Genomic DNA, 15497 nt, shown 5'->3' with positions numbered 1-15497 from the left:
TCCGAGACCCTTCTGATGGACTTCGATTTAAAAGACGTTCTCGAATTCCTGCAGACCGTGGCCCGCTCGATCGGCGCCGAGGTCACCTCGCCGTGGTTCTACCTTCAGCTCGGACTTGTGCTGAGCGGCGCCGGCATCGCCTTTGCGGCCAGCGCCGCGGTGCGCGCCCGGATCGACGTGACCTCGCTGGCGATGGGCTGGCCCGGCCCGCTGCGGCAGCTGCTGCGGGTGCTGCTGGAGAGCGTCACCACGGTCGTGTTCGTGATCCTGATGCGGATCGCGCGCACCGGCATGGTGCTGTGGACCTGGCCGAGCCGCTCCTATCTGCTCGCCGTCGCGCTCAAGCTGGCGCTGGCCTGGCTCGTGATCCGGCTGATCACCTCGGTGATCCGCAGCACCTTCATCGTGCAGATCGTGTCGATCTCGGCCTGGCTGGTGGCCGCGCTCAGCATCATCGGCCAGCTCGACAACGTCGTTGATGCACTCGATTCCGTCTCGGTCGTGCTCGGCGGCCTCAGGCTGACGCCGCTTTTGGTCATCAAGCTCGGCGTGCTGCTGCTGGCTGTGCTCTGGCTCACCAACATCGCCAGCAATTTCGTCGAGAGCCGGATCACCCGCTCCACCGATCTGACGCCGTCGATCCAGGTGCTGCTGATCAAGATGGTCCGCATGGGCCTGATGATCCTCGGCGTCGCGATCGCGATCAGCGCGGTCGGCATCAACCTGTCGGCGCTCGCGATCTTCTCCGGCGCCGCCGGTGTCGGTATCGGTCTCGGCTTGCAGCGCATCGTCGCCAATTTCGTCGCCGGCATCATCCTGCTCGCCGACAAATCGGTGAAGCCCGGCGACCTCGTCACCATCGGCGACAGCTCGGGCCGCATCAGCGCGATGAACACGCGCTACATCTCGGTCGCCGCCGGCGACGGCCGCGAGTTCCTGATCCCGAACGAGGACCTCGTCACCCAGAAAGTGACCAACTGGACCTACACCGACAAGAACACGCTGGTGAAAGTGAACTTCGGCACCAACTACGACGCCGATCCGCGCCTTGTCGTCAAGCTCGCCACCGATATCGCCGCCGAGATTCCGCGCACGCTGAAATCCAAGCCGCCAAACTGCCTGCTGACCGAATTCACCGAAGCCGGCATGAAGTTCTCGCTGACCACATGGATCGCCGATCCCAGCTACATGGACAGCGTCAAGAGCGAGGTGATGCTGGCGCTGTGGGACGCGTTCAAGCGTGAGGGCATCCGCGTGCCCTACCCGGTCCGTGAGCTGCGGGTGCGCGGCGGCGCGCTGCCGGTCGAGTCCACGGTCGAGATTCCGACCTGATCCAGGACGGCATGCGTCGGATCGACGCATGCCCCGCCAAATATGAAGTAGTTCATAGTTCACGGGAGAGTGAAGGTGCACAGCGCCTTCGCTCCATGTGCACGGTATCGACGCGAGTGCCTGTGCCTCCGCGTGTACCGAATGATCCATTCACCGCCTGTCCTGCCCTTTCTATCGTCGGCGTGCTCAGCGATCCCCGTCGTTGTCGCGCGGCGGTTCGCGATCGCAAGCAAATCGAAACGATCGGCGATCCCAGGAGGAAGACAATGGACGGACAACAGGTGAATGGCGCGCTCCAGGCGGGCGTCCCTTACGGACTACTTGCTGCGCAGCAGTTGGCGCCACAAGGCTTCGTCGGCAATCTGCTCGGTCAGATCGGCGCCCCCGTCGGCAATGCGATCGGCGGCGCCTTCGGCAACGCCGGTCTCGGCCAGGCGCTCGGCGGTGGCATCGGCCAGATCGCGCAGCGCTTCCTGCCGTTCGACGCCGCGCCGCAGTTCGTGCCGCAGGGCTTCGTCGGCAATCTGCTCGGTCAGATCGGCGCCCCCGTCGGTAATGCGATCGGCGGCGCCTTCGGCAACGCCGGTCTCGGCCAGGCGCTCGGCGGCGGCATCGGCCAGATCGCCCAGCGCTTCCTGCCGTTCGACGCCGCGCCGCAGTTCGTGCCGCAGGGCTTCGTCGGCAACCTGCTCGGTCAGATCGGCGCACCCGTCGGTAATGCGATCGGCGGCGCCTTCGGCAACGCAGGTCTCGGCCAGGCGCTCGGCGGCGGCATCGGCCAGATCGCCCAGCGCTTCCTGCCGTTCGACGCCGCGCCGCAGTTCGTGCCACAGGGCTTCGTCGGCAACCTGCTCGGTCAGATCGGCGCACCCGTCGGCAATGCGATCGGCGGCGCCTTCGGCAACGCAGGTCTCGGCCAGGCGCTCGGCGGCGGCATCGGCCAGCTTGCCCAGCGCTTCCTGCCGTTCGAGGCTGCACCGGAGTTCGCCCCGCAGGGCTTCTTCGGCAACCTGCTCGGCCAGGTCGGCGCACCGCTCGGCGGCGCCATCGGTGGTGCCTTCGGCAATCGCGGCCTCGGCAACACCATCGGCGGTGTCGCCGGCCAGCTTGCCCAGCGCTTCGTGCCGTTCGAGGCTGCACCGGAGTTCGCCCCGCAGGGCTTCTTCGGCAACCTGCTGGGACAGGTCGGCGCACCGCTCGGCGGCGCCATCGGCGGCGCATTCGGCAATCGCGGCCTCGGCAACACCATCGGCGGCGTCGCAGGCCAGCTCGCCCAGCGCTTCCTGCCGTTCGAGGCCGCACCGGAATTCGCCCCGCAGGGCTTCTTCGGCAACCTGCTCGGCCAGGTCGGCGCACCGCTCGGCGGCGCGATCGGAAGTACGTTCGGCAATCGCGGCCTCGGCAATACCATCGGCGGCGTCGCAGGCCAGCTCGCCCAGCGCTTCCTGCCGTTCGAGGCGGCGCCGCAATTCGTGCCGCAGGGCGCACTGAGCAATATCTTCCAATCGCGCAACATGTACGGCGGATCGCCATTTGCAGGCGTGCAGCAACAGCCGATCGGCATCCTGCCGTTCGACGCTGCGCCCGAGCTTGCTCCGCAGGGCCTTCTGGGCGGCTTCCTCGGCAGCACGCTCGGCGGTCTCGGCGGCGGCTTCATCGGCAAGGCGCTCGGCAACCGCAACCTCGGCCAGACCATCGGCAGCACCGCCGGCGGCATCCTCGGCGGGATCCTGCCGTTCGACGCCAGCCCGCAGCTGGCGCAGGGCGGCTGGGGCCAGACCGGCTTTGGCACCGTTCCGATCGCCTCTGTCTATCCCTACCAGGGCGTGACCTATCACTAAGCCCGTACAGGGCGCCGTGTAGGCTGCACTCGGACGTTGCGAGTGTCCCGTTGCACTGTCCCCTGGGCGGCTCGATAGTCGCCCCGGGGACACATCGAAGACAGTGAGGACACCATCATGACCGACAACCTTGCCAGCGGCGGCTCCAGCGATGAGTTCATCGTCGCAGGACGCAACCCCTCCGACACATCCCACCTCACCGCGTTCGAAAACGCGCTGAAGGACATCGCCGGCGCCTCGATCGTTTCAAGAGGCGGCCGTCCCGACCAGCCGCACCTGGTCGTCAATCTGCCGTCGCAAGACGCCGAGCAACTCAAGTCACGCTTCGGCACAGCGCTGATCATCGAGCGGAATGCGAAGCTCAGTCCGTTCTGACCGGTCAACGGCATGCGCCGATCCAACAAGCGACAGAGATCCCAGGAGAGAGACGCTATGGCCGACAACAATGCGAGCGATAATTCGTCCGGAAAAGGCGCCAATGGCCGCGGCAATGCCGCCCCCAACAAGACCGATGCGGCGGCGCCGACGGTGGAGCCCACGGTGAAGGCGAGACGATCGCGCTTCCTGGTCGCGGCGCGTCCGCTGCCCGGCGTGCAGCCGATGGCGGTCGACGCGATCGCGACGACCCTCAACAACATGCCGGATGTCCAGATCATCAAGCAGGTGAAGCCGAGCGGCTTCGGCGCCTTGTCCGCCGGCGGTGGCGGCGGCGGGATGCCGGAGATCGTGGTGGCCGAGATGGACCCGGCACGCGGCGCGGCGCTGCGGGCCAGCGCGCCGCCGAACGTCATCGTCGAGCACGACGCGCTGCTGCGTCACGCCGATGATCTGTCGATGGCCTTCAACAACGCCATGACGATGCAGCCCGGCATCGGCATCGACGTACGGCTGCGCGTCGTCGGAGCCAACGGACAGCCGCTGCCCAAGGCGACCGTCTACGTCTACGGGCTCGGCTTCCCCGGCCAGGGCGTGACTGACGACAAGGGCGAGGTCACGGTGACCGTGTTCGGCGGACCACTGGAGACGATCCAGGCGATCTACGTTAAGCCGAGCGCCAATTACTGGGATCGCATGTTCGAGCGCCCGGCGCTCTCCGACGGCATCAATACGCTGCAGCTGCAGTCGTTCGCCGCGACCTTCCAAGGCTTCCCCGGCGCGCCCTATGTCGGCTGGGGGCAGCAGCTGATGAAGCTCGATCAGCTCGATCCGTCACTGACCGGCCAGGGCGTCAAGGTCGGAATCATCGACTCCGGCTGCGACAGCAGCCATCCGCAGCTCACCCACGTCACCCGCGGCATGGACTTCACCAACAACAAAGACGGCGCGAGCTGGACCCGGGACACGATGTCCCATGGCACGCATTGTGCCGGCATCATCACCGCGGCCCTCTCAGGCCAGATGAAGGCGGTGCGCGGCTTTGCGCCGATGGCCGAGGTGCACGCGCTGAAGGTGTTCCCCGGGGGCCGCTTCAGCGATCTGATTGACGCGCTCGACCAGGCGATCGCGCGCGGCATCGACGTCGTCAACATGAGCCTCGGCAGCAGCGAGCAGTCCGAGCTCGTCGCGCACAAGCTGATCGAGGCGCGGCAGAACGGCGTCGCCTGCATCGTGGCGGCCGGCAATGCCAGCGGTCCGGTGCAGTTCCCCGGCAATCAGCCGTCGGTTCTCACCGTGTCGGCGATCGGCAAGCTCGGTGAGTTTCCTGACGACAGCTATCACGCCCGCACGGTCGTACCGAACATGGTGGCCGGCGCGATGTTCTCGCCGCGCTTCACCTGCTTCGGGCCGCAGGTCGCGGTGGCGGGTCCGGGCGTCGCCATTCTCTCGACCGTGCCCGGCGGCGGCTACGCGGCCTGGGACGGCACCTCGATGGCCACGCCGCACATCACCGGCATGGCCGCGCTGCTGCTCGCCCATCACCCGATGTTCCGCGACGCGGCCAAGGCTCGCAACGAGCAGCGCGTGTCGCAGCTGTACCAGTTGCTCGCCAGCACGGGCGTGCGCTATCTCGGCGATCCCACCCGCGAAGGCGTTGGCGTGCCGGACCTGCAGCGCGTCGCCGGTCTCAGCGCAGCGCCGCAGACCGGCAACATGGCCACCGCGTCGGCGGCGCCGTCCCTCGGCAATATCAGCTTCGGCGTGCCGTTTCAGGGCTCGCCCTTCGCGAACGCCTTCCTGCAGCCGCAGATGATCAACCCGGCGCTGTTGCAGGGCTTCCTGCAGATGCGCAACGCCGGGCTGATCTGAAGGTCAGGTGCAGGTGAATGATCGATCCGTCGGCGGCAACGCCGGCGGATCTAGGCCAGGTGAGGAATTCAGCTAAAGCATGATCCGGAAAAGTGCGCAGCGGTTTTCCGAAAAGATCATGCGCAAACAATAACCTAAAGCGCGATGACGATTCATCCTGATCTCATCGCGCTTTAGCCGCCTTGCCGCTGGTGATGCGCCCGCAGCCGGTGGGCCGCCTGGTTGCGCCGACGCACGTTGAGCTTCTCGAGAATGTTGTGCACGTGGTTCTTGACCGTGCCGACCTCGATCCGAAGATTCCGTGCGATCTCCTTGTTCGACAATCCCACCTCGATCATCTGCAGGATCTCGCACTCGCGCGGCGTCAGTTCGCCCAACCGCGATTTCGTCGCAGGGAGCGGCGGGACCGGATCGGGCTGCACCTCCGGCGCGACCACGATCGAGATCTGCTCGCTGCGGCCGCCGGCGGTCAGCCGGTCGACCTCGGCGATGACGTCGTCGATCGATCCGTCGCGCGGCACGCAGCCGGCGATGCCGCGGCCGATCGCCGACAAGGCGGGCGCTGCGATCTCGGGGACGCCGATGGCGAGGATCTCCAGATCCGGCTGCTCGCGCAGCAGCGCCGTCGCGCGCTCCAGACCGTGCCATTCGCCGACATCGAGCAGAACCAGATGCGGACGAGCCAGCGCAACGAGGCCGAGAGCGCCGCGGTGATCGACCGTATCGATCACCTCGAGCCGGTCGTTCTGTCCCAGCCTTGCGCCGAGGGCCTCGCGAAACACCCGCGTTTCGCTGACGATCACAATGCGGATCTTGCCCATGACCGCGTCGGGCACGTCTGCCGGAAGCGAGGGAACCGGCAGGATGTCGATGTCGAGGGCACGTCGCGACATTGGAAACTCCCAATCGCAAAATGGCTGCAGCGGTCCGGCCGGATGTGACCCCGGCAGAGACTGGGTGGATTGCAGATGAAATGATGCTGGGAATTGAACAACCTTTGGGCGAATTTTGCCCCACAATCGTGACAAGAACGTGGTCGGAGCGGCTGCACTGTTCGTCGCAGCTGCCGGCGAAAAACTGGTATGATGCTGCCAGGAATGGACATCTGCGCAGTCTCCTCACGCACCAACAATGGACTTGCAAATGCACCCTGAAGGTGTGTCGCGACACGATGCAAAACGTTCGGAAGATTCACGCGGGAACAAGCACATATCGCGTGATCGGCGCCGGTCGCTCAAACCCGGCTTGCACCGGGCCCCACGATCATTAAATTAGGCGATCACCCCACGACATGTTCGGAAACGAAACAGGCCCATGAGCTACATCGAAGCCACCGACACCGCTGCGCGCAAGAACGGCCAGATCAAGCTGCATGGGCCGAGCGGCTTTGCCGGCATGCGCACGGCCGGCGCGCTGGTGTCGAAGTGCCTCGATGCGCTCACCGACATCGTCAAGCCGGGCGTGCCGACCTCGCGAATCGACGATGTCGTGCGCGAGTTCGCCTTCAGCCACGGCGCCTATCCGGCGACCTTGATGTATCGCGGCTATCGCTACTCGACCTGCACGTCGATCAATCACGTCGTCTGTCACGGCATGCCGAACGACCGTCCGTTGAAGGAAGGCGACATCATCAATGTCGACGTCACCTTCATCGTCGACGGCTGGTACGGCGATTCCAGCCGCATGTATGCGATCGGCCCGATCTCGCGCAAAGCCGAGCGGCTGATCGAGGTCACCTACGAATCGATGATGCGCGGCATCGCCGCGGTGAAGCCCGGCGCCACCACCGGCGACATCGGCCACGCCATCCAGAGTTTCGTCGAGCCGCAGGGCATGAGCGTGGTGCGCGATTTCTGCGGACACGGCCTCGGCCGGCTGTTCCACGACGAGCCGAACATCATCCATGTCGGCCGTCCCGGCGAGGGCGTGCTGCTCAAGCCCGGCATGTTCTTCACCATCGAGCCGATGATCAATCTCGGCAAGCCGCATGTGAAGATCCTGTCCGACGGCTGGACCGCGGTCACGCGCGACCGCTCGCTGTCGGCGCAGTTCGAGCATTCGGTCGGCGTGACCAATGACGGCGTCGAGATCTTCACATTGTCCGAGCGTCATGGCGAGAAGCCGCTGACGCAGGTGTGAGCGGCCGCACGCCGTCCCGCGTCTGATTATCGCCATTCCCGGCTGCTCGACTGTCGTCTCCCATGCATTTCATTGCAGGAGGCGCTTCTGACCATCGCAACCCGCCGCGGCGTCATCGGCCTTCTTTCAGCGAGCGCAGCGCTGCTGACCTCGCGCGGCCCCGCGGCCGCGCAGACGCAAGCTGCCTCGACGCTCGCCGACGACGCCTGCATCCTGACGCCGCAATCGGAATCAGGGCCTTATTATCTCGACCCCAAGCTGGTGCGCGCCGATATCGCCGAGGGCCGGCCCGGCGTGCCGCTCGCCTTGCGGCTGCGCGTGATCGAGGCCGGCGCATGCACGCCGATATCAGGTGCGCGGGTCGATGTCTGGCACTGTGATGCCCGCGGCATCTATTCGGGCTATCCGGGCCAGGGCGACAATCACAAGCTCGACCAGAGCGGCAAGACGTTTTTGCGCGGCACCCAGATGGCCGATGCCGCGGGATGGGCCGGCTTCACCACCATCTATCCCGGCTGGTATGCGGGCCGCGCGACGCATGTCCATTTCAGGGTGTTCGTCGACGACGCGACGGTGCTGACGGGCCAGACCTTCTTTCCCGAAGCGCTGAACGAGTTCATCTACACCAACGTGCCGGACTACACGGGCCGGCCGAAACAGCGCCTCGTCATCAACGCCAATGACCGCGTCGCCACCGAGGCCGATCCTGATCACCGGGCCTATTGCGCGATCAAGGAGGAGCGCGATCGTTACCTCGCGACCTTGACGCTCGCCGTGAGCCGCAAGCCGGCCGCCGCCGTCGAGATGCCCACCGGGAAGCTGCCGCCGGCGCCGTGGATCAAGGACCGGCTGGCCGCGCTGGTGCCCGGGCTGAAACGCAGCCCGTTCTGATCAGCGCGGCTCCGTCATGAAATAAGCGAGCGCCGCGACCGGCAGCGCGATGCCCAAGGCGGCCGCGAGCATCCAGCCGCCATGGGCATAGGCGTAGGCGCCGATGCCGGAGCCGGCCGCGCCGGCGACGAAGAACGTCGTCATATAGAGGCCGTTGAGCCGGCTGCGATGTCCGGCCCCGAGCACGAACAGCACGCGATAGCCGAGAATGAGATTGAGCTGCACGCCGCAATCGATCGCGATGGCGGCGATGACGAGCGTCGTGAGCGAGCCGGTGCTCCCCAGCGGAAACACCAGCGTCAGCGCAAAGCCGATCAGGCAGAGCAGCATCGCGGCGACCGAGGCCGGCCGTGTCCAGCCGCGATCGGCGATGCGGCCGGCGATCGGCGCCATGATCGCGCCGCCAACTCCGACCAGCGCAAACAAGGCGATGCCTGACTGCGACATCCGGAAATCGGGCCCGGCCAGCAGCAGCGGCGAGGTGGTCCAGAACACGCTGAAGCAGCTGAACAACGCGGCCTGATACAGCGCGCGGCGGCGCAGCGCCGGCGTATCGCGATAGAGCTCGACCATCGAGCCGAGCAATTGGCCGTAGCTCAGCCGCGCCGCGGGCTCACGCGGCGGCAGCGCGACGCGCAGCACCACGGCCAGGATGACCATGGCGAGCGCCGACGCCGCATAGATCACGTGCCACGAGGCATGCGCGGCGACGAAGCTCGCCACCGGGCGCGCCAGCATGATGCCGAGCATCAGCCCGGTCGAGACGTTGCCGACGGTGCGGCCGCGGATCGCCTCCGGCGCCATGTGCCCGGCATAGGGAATCAGGATCTGCACCGCGACCGAGCCGACGCCGATCAGCAGCGCCGAGAACAGGAACGTCGCGGGGCTCGTCGCCAGCGCCGCGCAGGCCAGCGCGGCCGCGCCGACGGCCATGGTGACGATGACGAGCTTGCGGTTCTCGATGAGGTCGCCGAGCGGGACGATCAGCAAAAGCCCCGCGCCATAACCGATCTGGCTCATGGTCACGAGCAGCCCCGCAAGCTGCGGCGGCAGGCCGAGATCGGCGCTGATCGGCCCGATCAGCGGCTGCGCATAGTAGATGTTGGCGACGATCAGCCCGCAGGAAAAGGCCAATAGCAGCGTGATCCAGCTCGAGAGGCTGTCGGCGCTCTCGGACGTGACGGTGGTCAATGGAGATCTCCCGGGGCGGGACGGACGTCCCTGGGCCGCAGATATGAGCTTGGGCTACGATGTTGCATCGCAGCGACAATGCCTGACATAGGTGCTGAAGGTCCGCCACACCAATTCACGTCTACGTGGGCGTCGCTGCGGGCATAGGCCGCGCGCCGACCGGCACGCCTGCGCCTGTCAGGACAGGCGCAGGGTTCAACGCGGCTAACGCACCTCGCTGATTTCCCCGTCCGCCTCGGAGCTCTGCCGGCCGCCGATCAGCCGCGGCAACAGCATCGGAACCCGGCGGCGGTAGCGCTGATAGGCCTCGCCGAACTGCGCGACCAGATCGCGCTCCTCAAGCCACAGCCCGACCAGGATGTAGCCGGTGCTGAGCGCGGCGAACAGCAGATGCCCGAGGCTCATCACAGGCGTCGCCCAGAACGCCAGCAGGAACCCGAGCATCAGCGGATGCCGGACCAGGCGATACAGCAGCGGCGTCTTGAACGGCTGCGCCGGCGGCTGTGCGCCGCGCATCGCCGACAGCGCCTGGCGCAGCCCGAACAGATCGAAATGATCGATCATGTAGGTCGAGGCCAGCGCGATCAGCCAGCCGAGCCATTGGATGCCGGTCAGCAGCACCGCAGCAGCGCCCTGAACATGCCAGACGGGTGCCGGGATCGGGCGCCACTGCCAGAACAGCAGCAGCAGGATCAGGCTGGACAGCAGCACATAGGTGCTGCGCTCGGCGGCCTTGGGAATGATCCGCATCCAGACACGCTTGAAGCCGGGCCGCGCCATCACGCTGTGCTGGATCGCGAACAGGCCGAGCAACAGCCCGTTGATGACGACAGCATCGACGGGATCGGACGGCGCTCCGATGTCGATCGTCTTGGATGCGAGCAGGTCATAATTGCCGACGAAACCAAGCGCCCACACGAACGACACAAGGAAGACGGCATAGCTCGTGGCGGCGTAGAACAGGATGAGGAGACGTGCGAACATGGATGCTTTCCTCTTGTGCGGACGCAGCGTTGGCGCGACGGGATCGGTCATCCCGAGACGCGCGCTGGGATCATGCCCACCTGCTAGCAGGCGAGCGTCCTCTCAGCGTCCCCCGAAGCGCCCATGACGGAATCGCCGCAAACGTCATCATTGCAGGTCCCGATCCCCATGGCCCGGTTCAGCGTACGGACATCAGGCTTCCCGGAGATTCGCCGGGACGGCGAGCCGTGCCCGCTGCCGCTGCGCAAGGGGCTCGCGCTGCTGGTCTACCTCGCCGAGGCCAAAGGCGCCGTTGCGCGCGACGTCGCCGCGACGATGTTCTGGCCTGACAGTGCCGACGACGTGGCGCGAACGCGGCTGCGCCGCCTGCTGCACCGGGTCCAGCTCGCCCTCGGCGACGGCGTTCTCGCCACCGACCGCACGAGCTTGCGCTGGTCTGAGTCGGTCGCGGTGGAGGTCGACGCCCAGCAGTTCGAAGCGGCCTGTGATCGCGGCGACTTCACGCTGGCCTGCCGCCTCTACGCGGGCGACTTCCTCGACGGCTTCACGCCCGGCGCATGTCCGCAATTCGACGAATGGGCCTTCTTCCGGCGCGAAGCGTTGCGCGGCCGGGCCGTGCAAGCCTTGGAGCGCGTGGTCCAGGACAGCAGCGCCGCCGGCGACTACGCCACCGCCGTGGCCCATGCCCGCCGCCTCGTCGCGCTCGATTCCCTCAGCGAGGTCTATGGCCGGGCACTGATCCGCAGCCTGATGCTCGCGGGCGACCGCACCGGCGCCGAGCGCCAGCTCGAGGCTCTGACGCAGCAGCTTCGCGATGAGCTCGGTGTGGCGCCCGAGCCGGAAACCCGTGCGCTGCTGAATGCGTCGACGCGCATCGCGGAGCCGCCGGCCACGCGCTATGTCGGCGGCGGCGGCGTTCATCTCGCCTATCAGACCTACGGCGCGGGGCCGGTCGACATTCTCTTGCTGCCGGGCTTCGTCTCGCATGTCGAGCGCGTCTGGGAGGAGCCGCGCAGCCGGGCGCTGCTGTCCGCGCTCGCCGCGATGGGCCGGCTGATCCTGTTCGACCGCCGCGGCATCGGCCTGTCCGACCGGGTCGGCTTCAGCCCGAGTGTGGACGCCACCAGCAGCGACATCGAAACCGTGCTCGACGCCGCCGGCAGCCGCCGCATTGTGCTGCTCGGCGCCTCCGAAGGTGGACCAGCCTGCATCACGTTCGCCGCCCATCACCCGGAGCGCGTCGCCGGCCTGATTCTGTTCGCCTCGCTCGCCAAGGGCAGCGCGACACCCGACTATCCGCACGCATTGCAAGCCCGCCAATACGACATGTGGCTGCGGCAGCTGGTGACCGACTGGGGCGGCCCCGCCGGCATCGAGGCGTTTGCGCCGAGCCTCGCCGGCGATCCGCAGGCGCGGGCCTGGTGGGCCGGCCTGCTGCGGGCGGCCTCGAGCCCCGGCGCCATCAAGGGGCTGCTCGAAGCTTTCAGGGACACGGACGTCCGCCATCTGCTCGGCCGGGTCGCCGTGCCGACTTTGGTGCTGCATCGTCGCGATGATCGCGCGGTGCTGGTTGGGGCCGGCCGGCACCTCGCCAGCCACATCCGCCAGGCACGGTTCGTCGAACTCGACGGCGCCGATCACTGGATGTTCGCCGGCGCGCAGCAGCCGGTGCTCGCCAGCATCGCGGACTTCATCGCGGGTCTGCCGGCGCGAGCGGGATAGCCGGGCCTGCGCGATCGCTGTAGTCCGGTGGCGGGAGGACGGGATCATCATGGCAGAGGACGCTGCATTCCGGCGTGAGCAGAGACAGGTTGCCGCCGGCATGGCCGCGGCGGCGCTGACCGCGATCGTCGCCATAGGTCTGGCGCTGTGGCAAGGCGGCGGTGCCGCGCAGCCGGCCGCCGAGCGGCTGGCCACAGCGCTGCGGCTCGATCTGTTCGTGATCGTCTGGCTGCTCGCCGCGATCGGCAACGTCGCCCGGATGCGCTTCTTCTCGGCGCAGGACATCGCCGGCAGCGCGACCACCACGGCAAGCGAGGCCGTCCGGCGCGGCAATGCAATCCTGCAGAACACGCTGGAGCAGGTCGTGCTCGCGATCCCCGTGCATCTCGGCCTGGCGGCGGCGCTGCCGCAGCCCGGGCTGCTGCTGGTCACGCTCGTCGTACTGTTCGGCGGCGGCCGCCTGCTGTTCTGGCTCGGCTATGCCAGGGGCGCAGCGGGCCGCGCCTTCGGCTTTGCGCTGACCTTCTATCCGACGGCGTTCGCGCTCGTCATCGGCCTCGTCCTGGTGCTGACCGGCCGCAGCGTCTAAAGCATGATCCGGAAAAGTGCGCAGCGGTTTTCCGAAAAGATCATGCGCAAACAACAACCTAAAGCGCGATGACGAATCATCCCGATCTCATCGCGCTTGAGACGCGGAAGGATCGAACACTTCGAGGTTGCAAAATGCCGACGCCGCGGCATGCTGTCGCCGATGCCCGACAAAGCCCCTGCCCCGAACGACGCGCCGCCCGAGACGCCGCATTATCTCGGCCACCGCCAGCGGCTGCGCGAGCGCTTCCACTCTGCCGGCCCGGACGCGCTGAGCGACTATGAGCTGCTCGAGATGGCGCTGTTTCCGGCGCTGCCGCGCCGCGACGTCAAGCCGCTCGCGAAGGCGCTGATCAAGACGTTCGGATCGTTCGCCGAGGTGATCCATGCGCCGGAGCCGCGGCTGCGTGAAATCGACCTCGTTGGCGATGCCGTCATTACGCAGCTCAAGCTGATCGGCGCCGCGGCGCACCGCATCGCCAAGGGCGAGGTCCGGCAGAAGCACGCGCTGGCGTCATGGCAGGACGTCATCACCTATTGCCGCACCAGCATGGCGTTTGCCGAGAAGGAGCAGTTCAGGCTGCTGTTCCTCGACAAGCGCAACCAGCTGATCGCCGACGAGGTGCAGCAGACCGGCACCGTCGACCACACGCCGGTCTATCCTCGCGAGGTGATCAAGCGCGCATTGGAGCTGTCGGCCACGGCGATCATCCTGGTGCACAACCATCCCACTCACGTTTCCACGTGCATGTTCGGTCACGCTTAATCACCTAAGATCATTGTATATTTCTTGATTGCGGGTTCTGGGACGAAGTACCTTTGGGGACGAAAACAGGAACGTAACCGTCCCCACTTCCCGTCCCCAGTCGGAGCGTGCGAGGCGAGATGGCGAACATCACCGAGAGCATCATTCGGCGTGCGCTCAAGGAAGTACGGAGCACGGGCAAGCAGCGGCTGCTAGTCGATGGCGAGGGCCACGGCACTGGACGCCTGGCTCTCATCCTCAAGCCAATGCCTACCCGCGTCACAGCAACCTGGATGGCACAACAGTGGCGCGATGGCCGCAGGATCAAAACGACGCTTGGACGGTACCCGGCGACGTCTCTCGCCGATGCAAGAGCCATCTTCGATCGTGACTATGCTCAACTCATCCTTGATGGGCGTAGCGTCAAGGTCGCGAGAGATAAGCGCCCCGGTACTGTTGCCGATCTTTTCGCTGGCTACGTTTCGTATCTCAAGAGCGAGAACAAACCGTCGTGGTCCGATGTGGAGCAGCAGCTCAATAAGGCGGCCGATGTTATTGGGCGCCATGTGCCGGCCCGCGAGGTGACGCCTGACGACGTACTCACCGTGCTCCGCCCGATTTACGCGCGCGGCAAACGATCGATGGCTGATCATGTCCGCTGCTATATTCGGGCCTCGTTCTCTTGGGCGCTCAAGTCGGAGCACGACTATCGGAGTTCGTCGCCCCGCCGGTTCAGTCTCGTGTCAAATCCTGCCGTCGCTATACCGACCGAGCGAAAGGTCGCCGGAACGCGCTGGCTCGACGAAGATGAATTTTTGCGGCTCTACCGCTGGCTCGAATGTCCCGACGCACCAGTACACCCGCCGTACACGCAGGCAGTCCGCATCATCATGCTTACCGGACAGCGCGTAGAAGAGATAGCGCGCTTGCACGTCCATCAGTGGGACGCGCAGGAACACATCATCGACTGGTCCAGAACGAAAAATGGAAAGTCACACGCCATCCCCGTTCCTTCGATGGCTGCTGATCTCATCGAGAGCATCAAACCGAATGAACACGGGTGGTTTTTCCCGTCCGCGATGGATCCAACAAGGCCAGTGAGCGCAGGTACACTGTACTCGTTCATGTGGAGGCAGCGGGAGCGGGAGGTAATCCCGATCGTCACTAATCGCGACTTGAGGCGCACCTGGAAGACGCTAGCCGGCAAGGCCGGGGTGCCCAAAGATATCCGCGATCGCATTCAGAATCATGCGCTTCACGATGTTAGCTCAAAGAGCTATGACCGCTGGAACTATATGCGGGAGAAGCGTGCCGGTATGGCCAAATGGGACCGCTTCATCCGTTCGCTGCTCGCGAGAAAAGCACACCGCCCGGCAGCCTAAAAGTTGAGAGACAAACAGGGCGAGCCGCGGCTGACGGAGGCCACCTACGCCACCACTCCTGCACTTAGGCTGGCGGGGGCACGTCTAAAACTCTTGTTGATTCGTTTAACGACTTCTGGGCCCGGCGACGTCCATCTGACGGAGCGCATTTTTTGCTCCGCTGAACTAACTCCTGCGCGATCTCCGCGAAGGAACTTGTAGGAAGTCCGCAGGCTCGACTTCGAGCACCTTGGCGAGCTTCACCATAAGTTCGAGACCCACGAAGCTACCGCCCTTTTCCAACTTGCTCATATAGGTCCGGTTGACGCCCGCCTCATGCGCCAACGCTTCCTGAGAGTATCCCTTCTCAGTCCGAAAGCGGCGGAGGTTTGTTGCGAAGACATGGCGGTAATCCATGTCTCAGACAACATGGATGTCTGTTATTGACCCACCGCT

At 66.0% G+C, this 15497-nt stretch carries 14 protein-coding genes; 10 read left to right on the top strand and 4 right to left on the bottom strand.

Annotation, left to right across the window (positions count from 1 at the left end; genetic code table 11):
• Positions 1–15: 15 nt before the first annotated feature.
• From BRAD285_RS00960 to BRAD285_RS00945, 4 genes are all read left to right on the top strand, one after another.
• A complete protein-coding gene (locus tag BRAD285_RS00960) occupies positions 16–1332 on the top strand; it encodes a mechanosensitive ion channel family protein (protein WP_006612985.1) in 1317 nt (438 codons plus the stop codon).
• Between the two features lie 266 nt (positions 1333–1598).
• Positions 1599–3173, top strand: a complete 1575-nt coding sequence (locus tag BRAD285_RS36035) for a hypothetical protein (protein ID WP_244563575.1) — start codon at positions 1599–1601, stop codon at positions 3171–3173.
• Positions 3174–3290: 117 nt separating this feature from the next.
• Positions 3291–3548 (top strand): hypothetical protein, encoded by a 258-nt coding sequence (locus tag BRAD285_RS00950; protein ID WP_006613598.1) that lies wholly within the window; start codon positions 3291–3293, stop codon positions 3546–3548.
• 57 nt (positions 3549–3605) lie between these two features.
• Positions 3606–5420, top strand: coding sequence for a S8 family serine peptidase (locus BRAD285_RS00945; RefSeq protein WP_035647673.1), 1815 nt, complete (start codon positions 3606–3608; stop codon positions 5418–5420).
• Between the two features lie 173 nt (positions 5421–5593).
• Here BRAD285_RS00945 and BRAD285_RS00940 read toward each other — a convergent pair whose 3' ends face one another.
• Positions 5594–6313: a response regulator transcription factor gene (locus BRAD285_RS00940; protein ID WP_035647670.1), complete on the bottom strand. Its 720-nt coding sequence runs from the start codon at positions 6311–6313 to the stop codon at positions 5594–5596.
• 421 nt (positions 6314–6734) lie between these two features.
• On the opposite strand from BRAD285_RS00940, the gene map reads away from it, so the two are divergent.
• Positions 6735–7559 (top strand): type I methionyl aminopeptidase, encoded by an 825-nt coding sequence (gene map, locus BRAD285_RS00935; protein ID WP_006613595.1) that lies wholly within the window; start codon positions 6735–6737, stop codon positions 7557–7559.
• An 87-nt stretch (positions 7560–7646) separates the two neighbouring features.
• Entirely contained in the window at positions 7647–8450 is an 804-nt protein-coding gene (locus BRAD285_RS00930) for an intradiol ring-cleavage dioxygenase (RefSeq protein ID WP_035647682.1), read from the top strand.
• Here BRAD285_RS00930 and BRAD285_RS00925 read toward each other — a convergent pair whose 3' ends face one another.
• A complete protein-coding gene (locus tag BRAD285_RS00925; protein ID WP_006613593.1) occupies positions 8451–9641 on the bottom strand; it encodes an MFS transporter in 1191 nt (396 codons plus the stop codon).
• Between the two features lie 204 nt (positions 9642–9845).
• The gene (gene mddA, locus BRAD285_RS00920) at positions 9846–10625 is read right to left on the bottom strand and encodes a methanethiol S-methyltransferase (RefSeq protein ID WP_006613592.1); all 780 of its coding nucleotides are present in this window, start codon (positions 10623–10625) and stop codon (positions 9846–9848) included.
• Positions 10626–10793: 168 nt separating this feature from the next.
• Between mddA and BRAD285_RS00915 the strand changes: the two genes are divergently transcribed.
• The 4 genes from BRAD285_RS00915 (at position 10794) to BRAD285_RS00900 (ending at position 15062) form a co-directional block, all read left to right on the top strand.
• Complete coding sequence (locus BRAD285_RS00915; protein WP_006613591.1) at positions 10794–12347, top strand: alpha/beta hydrolase; 1554 nt, start codon at positions 10794–10796, stop codon at positions 12345–12347.
• A gap of 49 nt (positions 12348–12396) precedes the next feature.
• Positions 12397–12936: an MAPEG family protein gene (locus tag BRAD285_RS00910; RefSeq protein WP_006613590.1), complete on the top strand. Its 540-nt coding sequence runs from the start codon at positions 12397–12399 to the stop codon at positions 12934–12936.
• Between the two features lie 162 nt (positions 12937–13098).
• A complete protein-coding gene (locus BRAD285_RS00905) occupies positions 13099–13701 on the top strand; it encodes a RadC family protein (protein WP_006613589.1) in 603 nt (200 codons plus the stop codon).
• A 119-nt stretch (positions 13702–13820) separates the two neighbouring features.
• Positions 13821–15062 carry a site-specific integrase gene (locus BRAD285_RS00900; RefSeq protein ID WP_006613588.1) on the top strand — a complete coding sequence of 414 codons (1242 nt, stop codon included), beginning with the start codon at positions 13821–13823 and terminating at the stop codon, positions 15060–15062.
• Positions 15063–15227: 165 nt separating this feature from the next.
• Here BRAD285_RS00900 and BRAD285_RS00895 read toward each other — a convergent pair whose 3' ends face one another.
• A complete protein-coding gene (locus BRAD285_RS00895) occupies positions 15228–15458 on the bottom strand; it encodes a helix-turn-helix domain-containing protein (protein WP_006613587.1) in 231 nt (76 codons plus the stop codon).
• Positions 15459–15497 lie beyond the last annotated feature (39 nt).

The organism is Bradyrhizobium sp. ORS 285 (genome assembly GCF_900176205.1).
Lineage (GTDB): Bacteria > Pseudomonadota > Alphaproteobacteria > Rhizobiales > Xanthobacteraceae > Bradyrhizobium.
Note: the sequence above shows the minus strand (reverse complement) of the source record. Positions and strands in the feature narration are given on the sequence as shown.

Excerpts from the sequence above, each read along its gene's own strand:
- BRAD285_RS00900 (WP_006613588.1), top strand. The coding sequence starts at position 13,821 with ATGGCGAACATCACCGAGAGCATCATTCGGCGTGCGCTCAAGGAAGTA.
- BRAD285_RS00895 (WP_006613587.1), bottom strand. The coding sequence starts at position 15,458 with ATGGATTACCGCCATGTCTTCGCAACAAACCTCCGCCGCTTTCGGACT.
- BRAD285_RS00910 (WP_006613590.1), top strand. The coding sequence starts at position 12,397 with ATGGCAGAGGACGCTGCATTCCGGCGTGAGCAGAGACAGGTTGCCGCC.
- BRAD285_RS00940 (WP_035647670.1), bottom strand. The coding sequence starts at position 6,313 with ATGTCGCGACGTGCCCTCGACATCGACATCCTGCCGGTTCCCTCGCTT.
- BRAD285_RS00945 (WP_035647673.1), top strand. The coding sequence starts at position 3,606 with ATGGCCGACAACAATGCGAGCGATAATTCGTCCGGAAAAGGCGCCAAT.
- BRAD285_RS00960 (WP_006612985.1), top strand. The coding sequence starts at position 16 with ATGGACTTCGATTTAAAAGACGTTCTCGAATTCCTGCAGACCGTGGCC.
- BRAD285_RS00915 (WP_006613591.1), top strand. The coding sequence starts at position 10,794 with ATGGCCCGGTTCAGCGTACGGACATCAGGCTTCCCGGAGATTCGCCGG.
- mddA (WP_006613592.1), bottom strand. The coding sequence starts at position 10,625 with ATGTTCGCACGTCTCCTCATCCTGTTCTACGCCGCCACGAGCTATGCC.
- BRAD285_RS00905 (WP_006613589.1), top strand. The coding sequence starts at position 13,099 with ATGCCCGACAAAGCCCCTGCCCCGAACGACGCGCCGCCCGAGACGCCG.
- BRAD285_RS36035 (WP_244563575.1), top strand. The coding sequence starts at position 1,599 with ATGGACGGACAACAGGTGAATGGCGCGCTCCAGGCGGGCGTCCCTTAC.
- map (WP_006613595.1), top strand. The coding sequence starts at position 6,735 with ATGAGCTACATCGAAGCCACCGACACCGCTGCGCGCAAGAACGGCCAG.
- BRAD285_RS00950 (WP_006613598.1), top strand. The coding sequence starts at position 3,291 with ATGACCGACAACCTTGCCAGCGGCGGCTCCAGCGATGAGTTCATCGTC.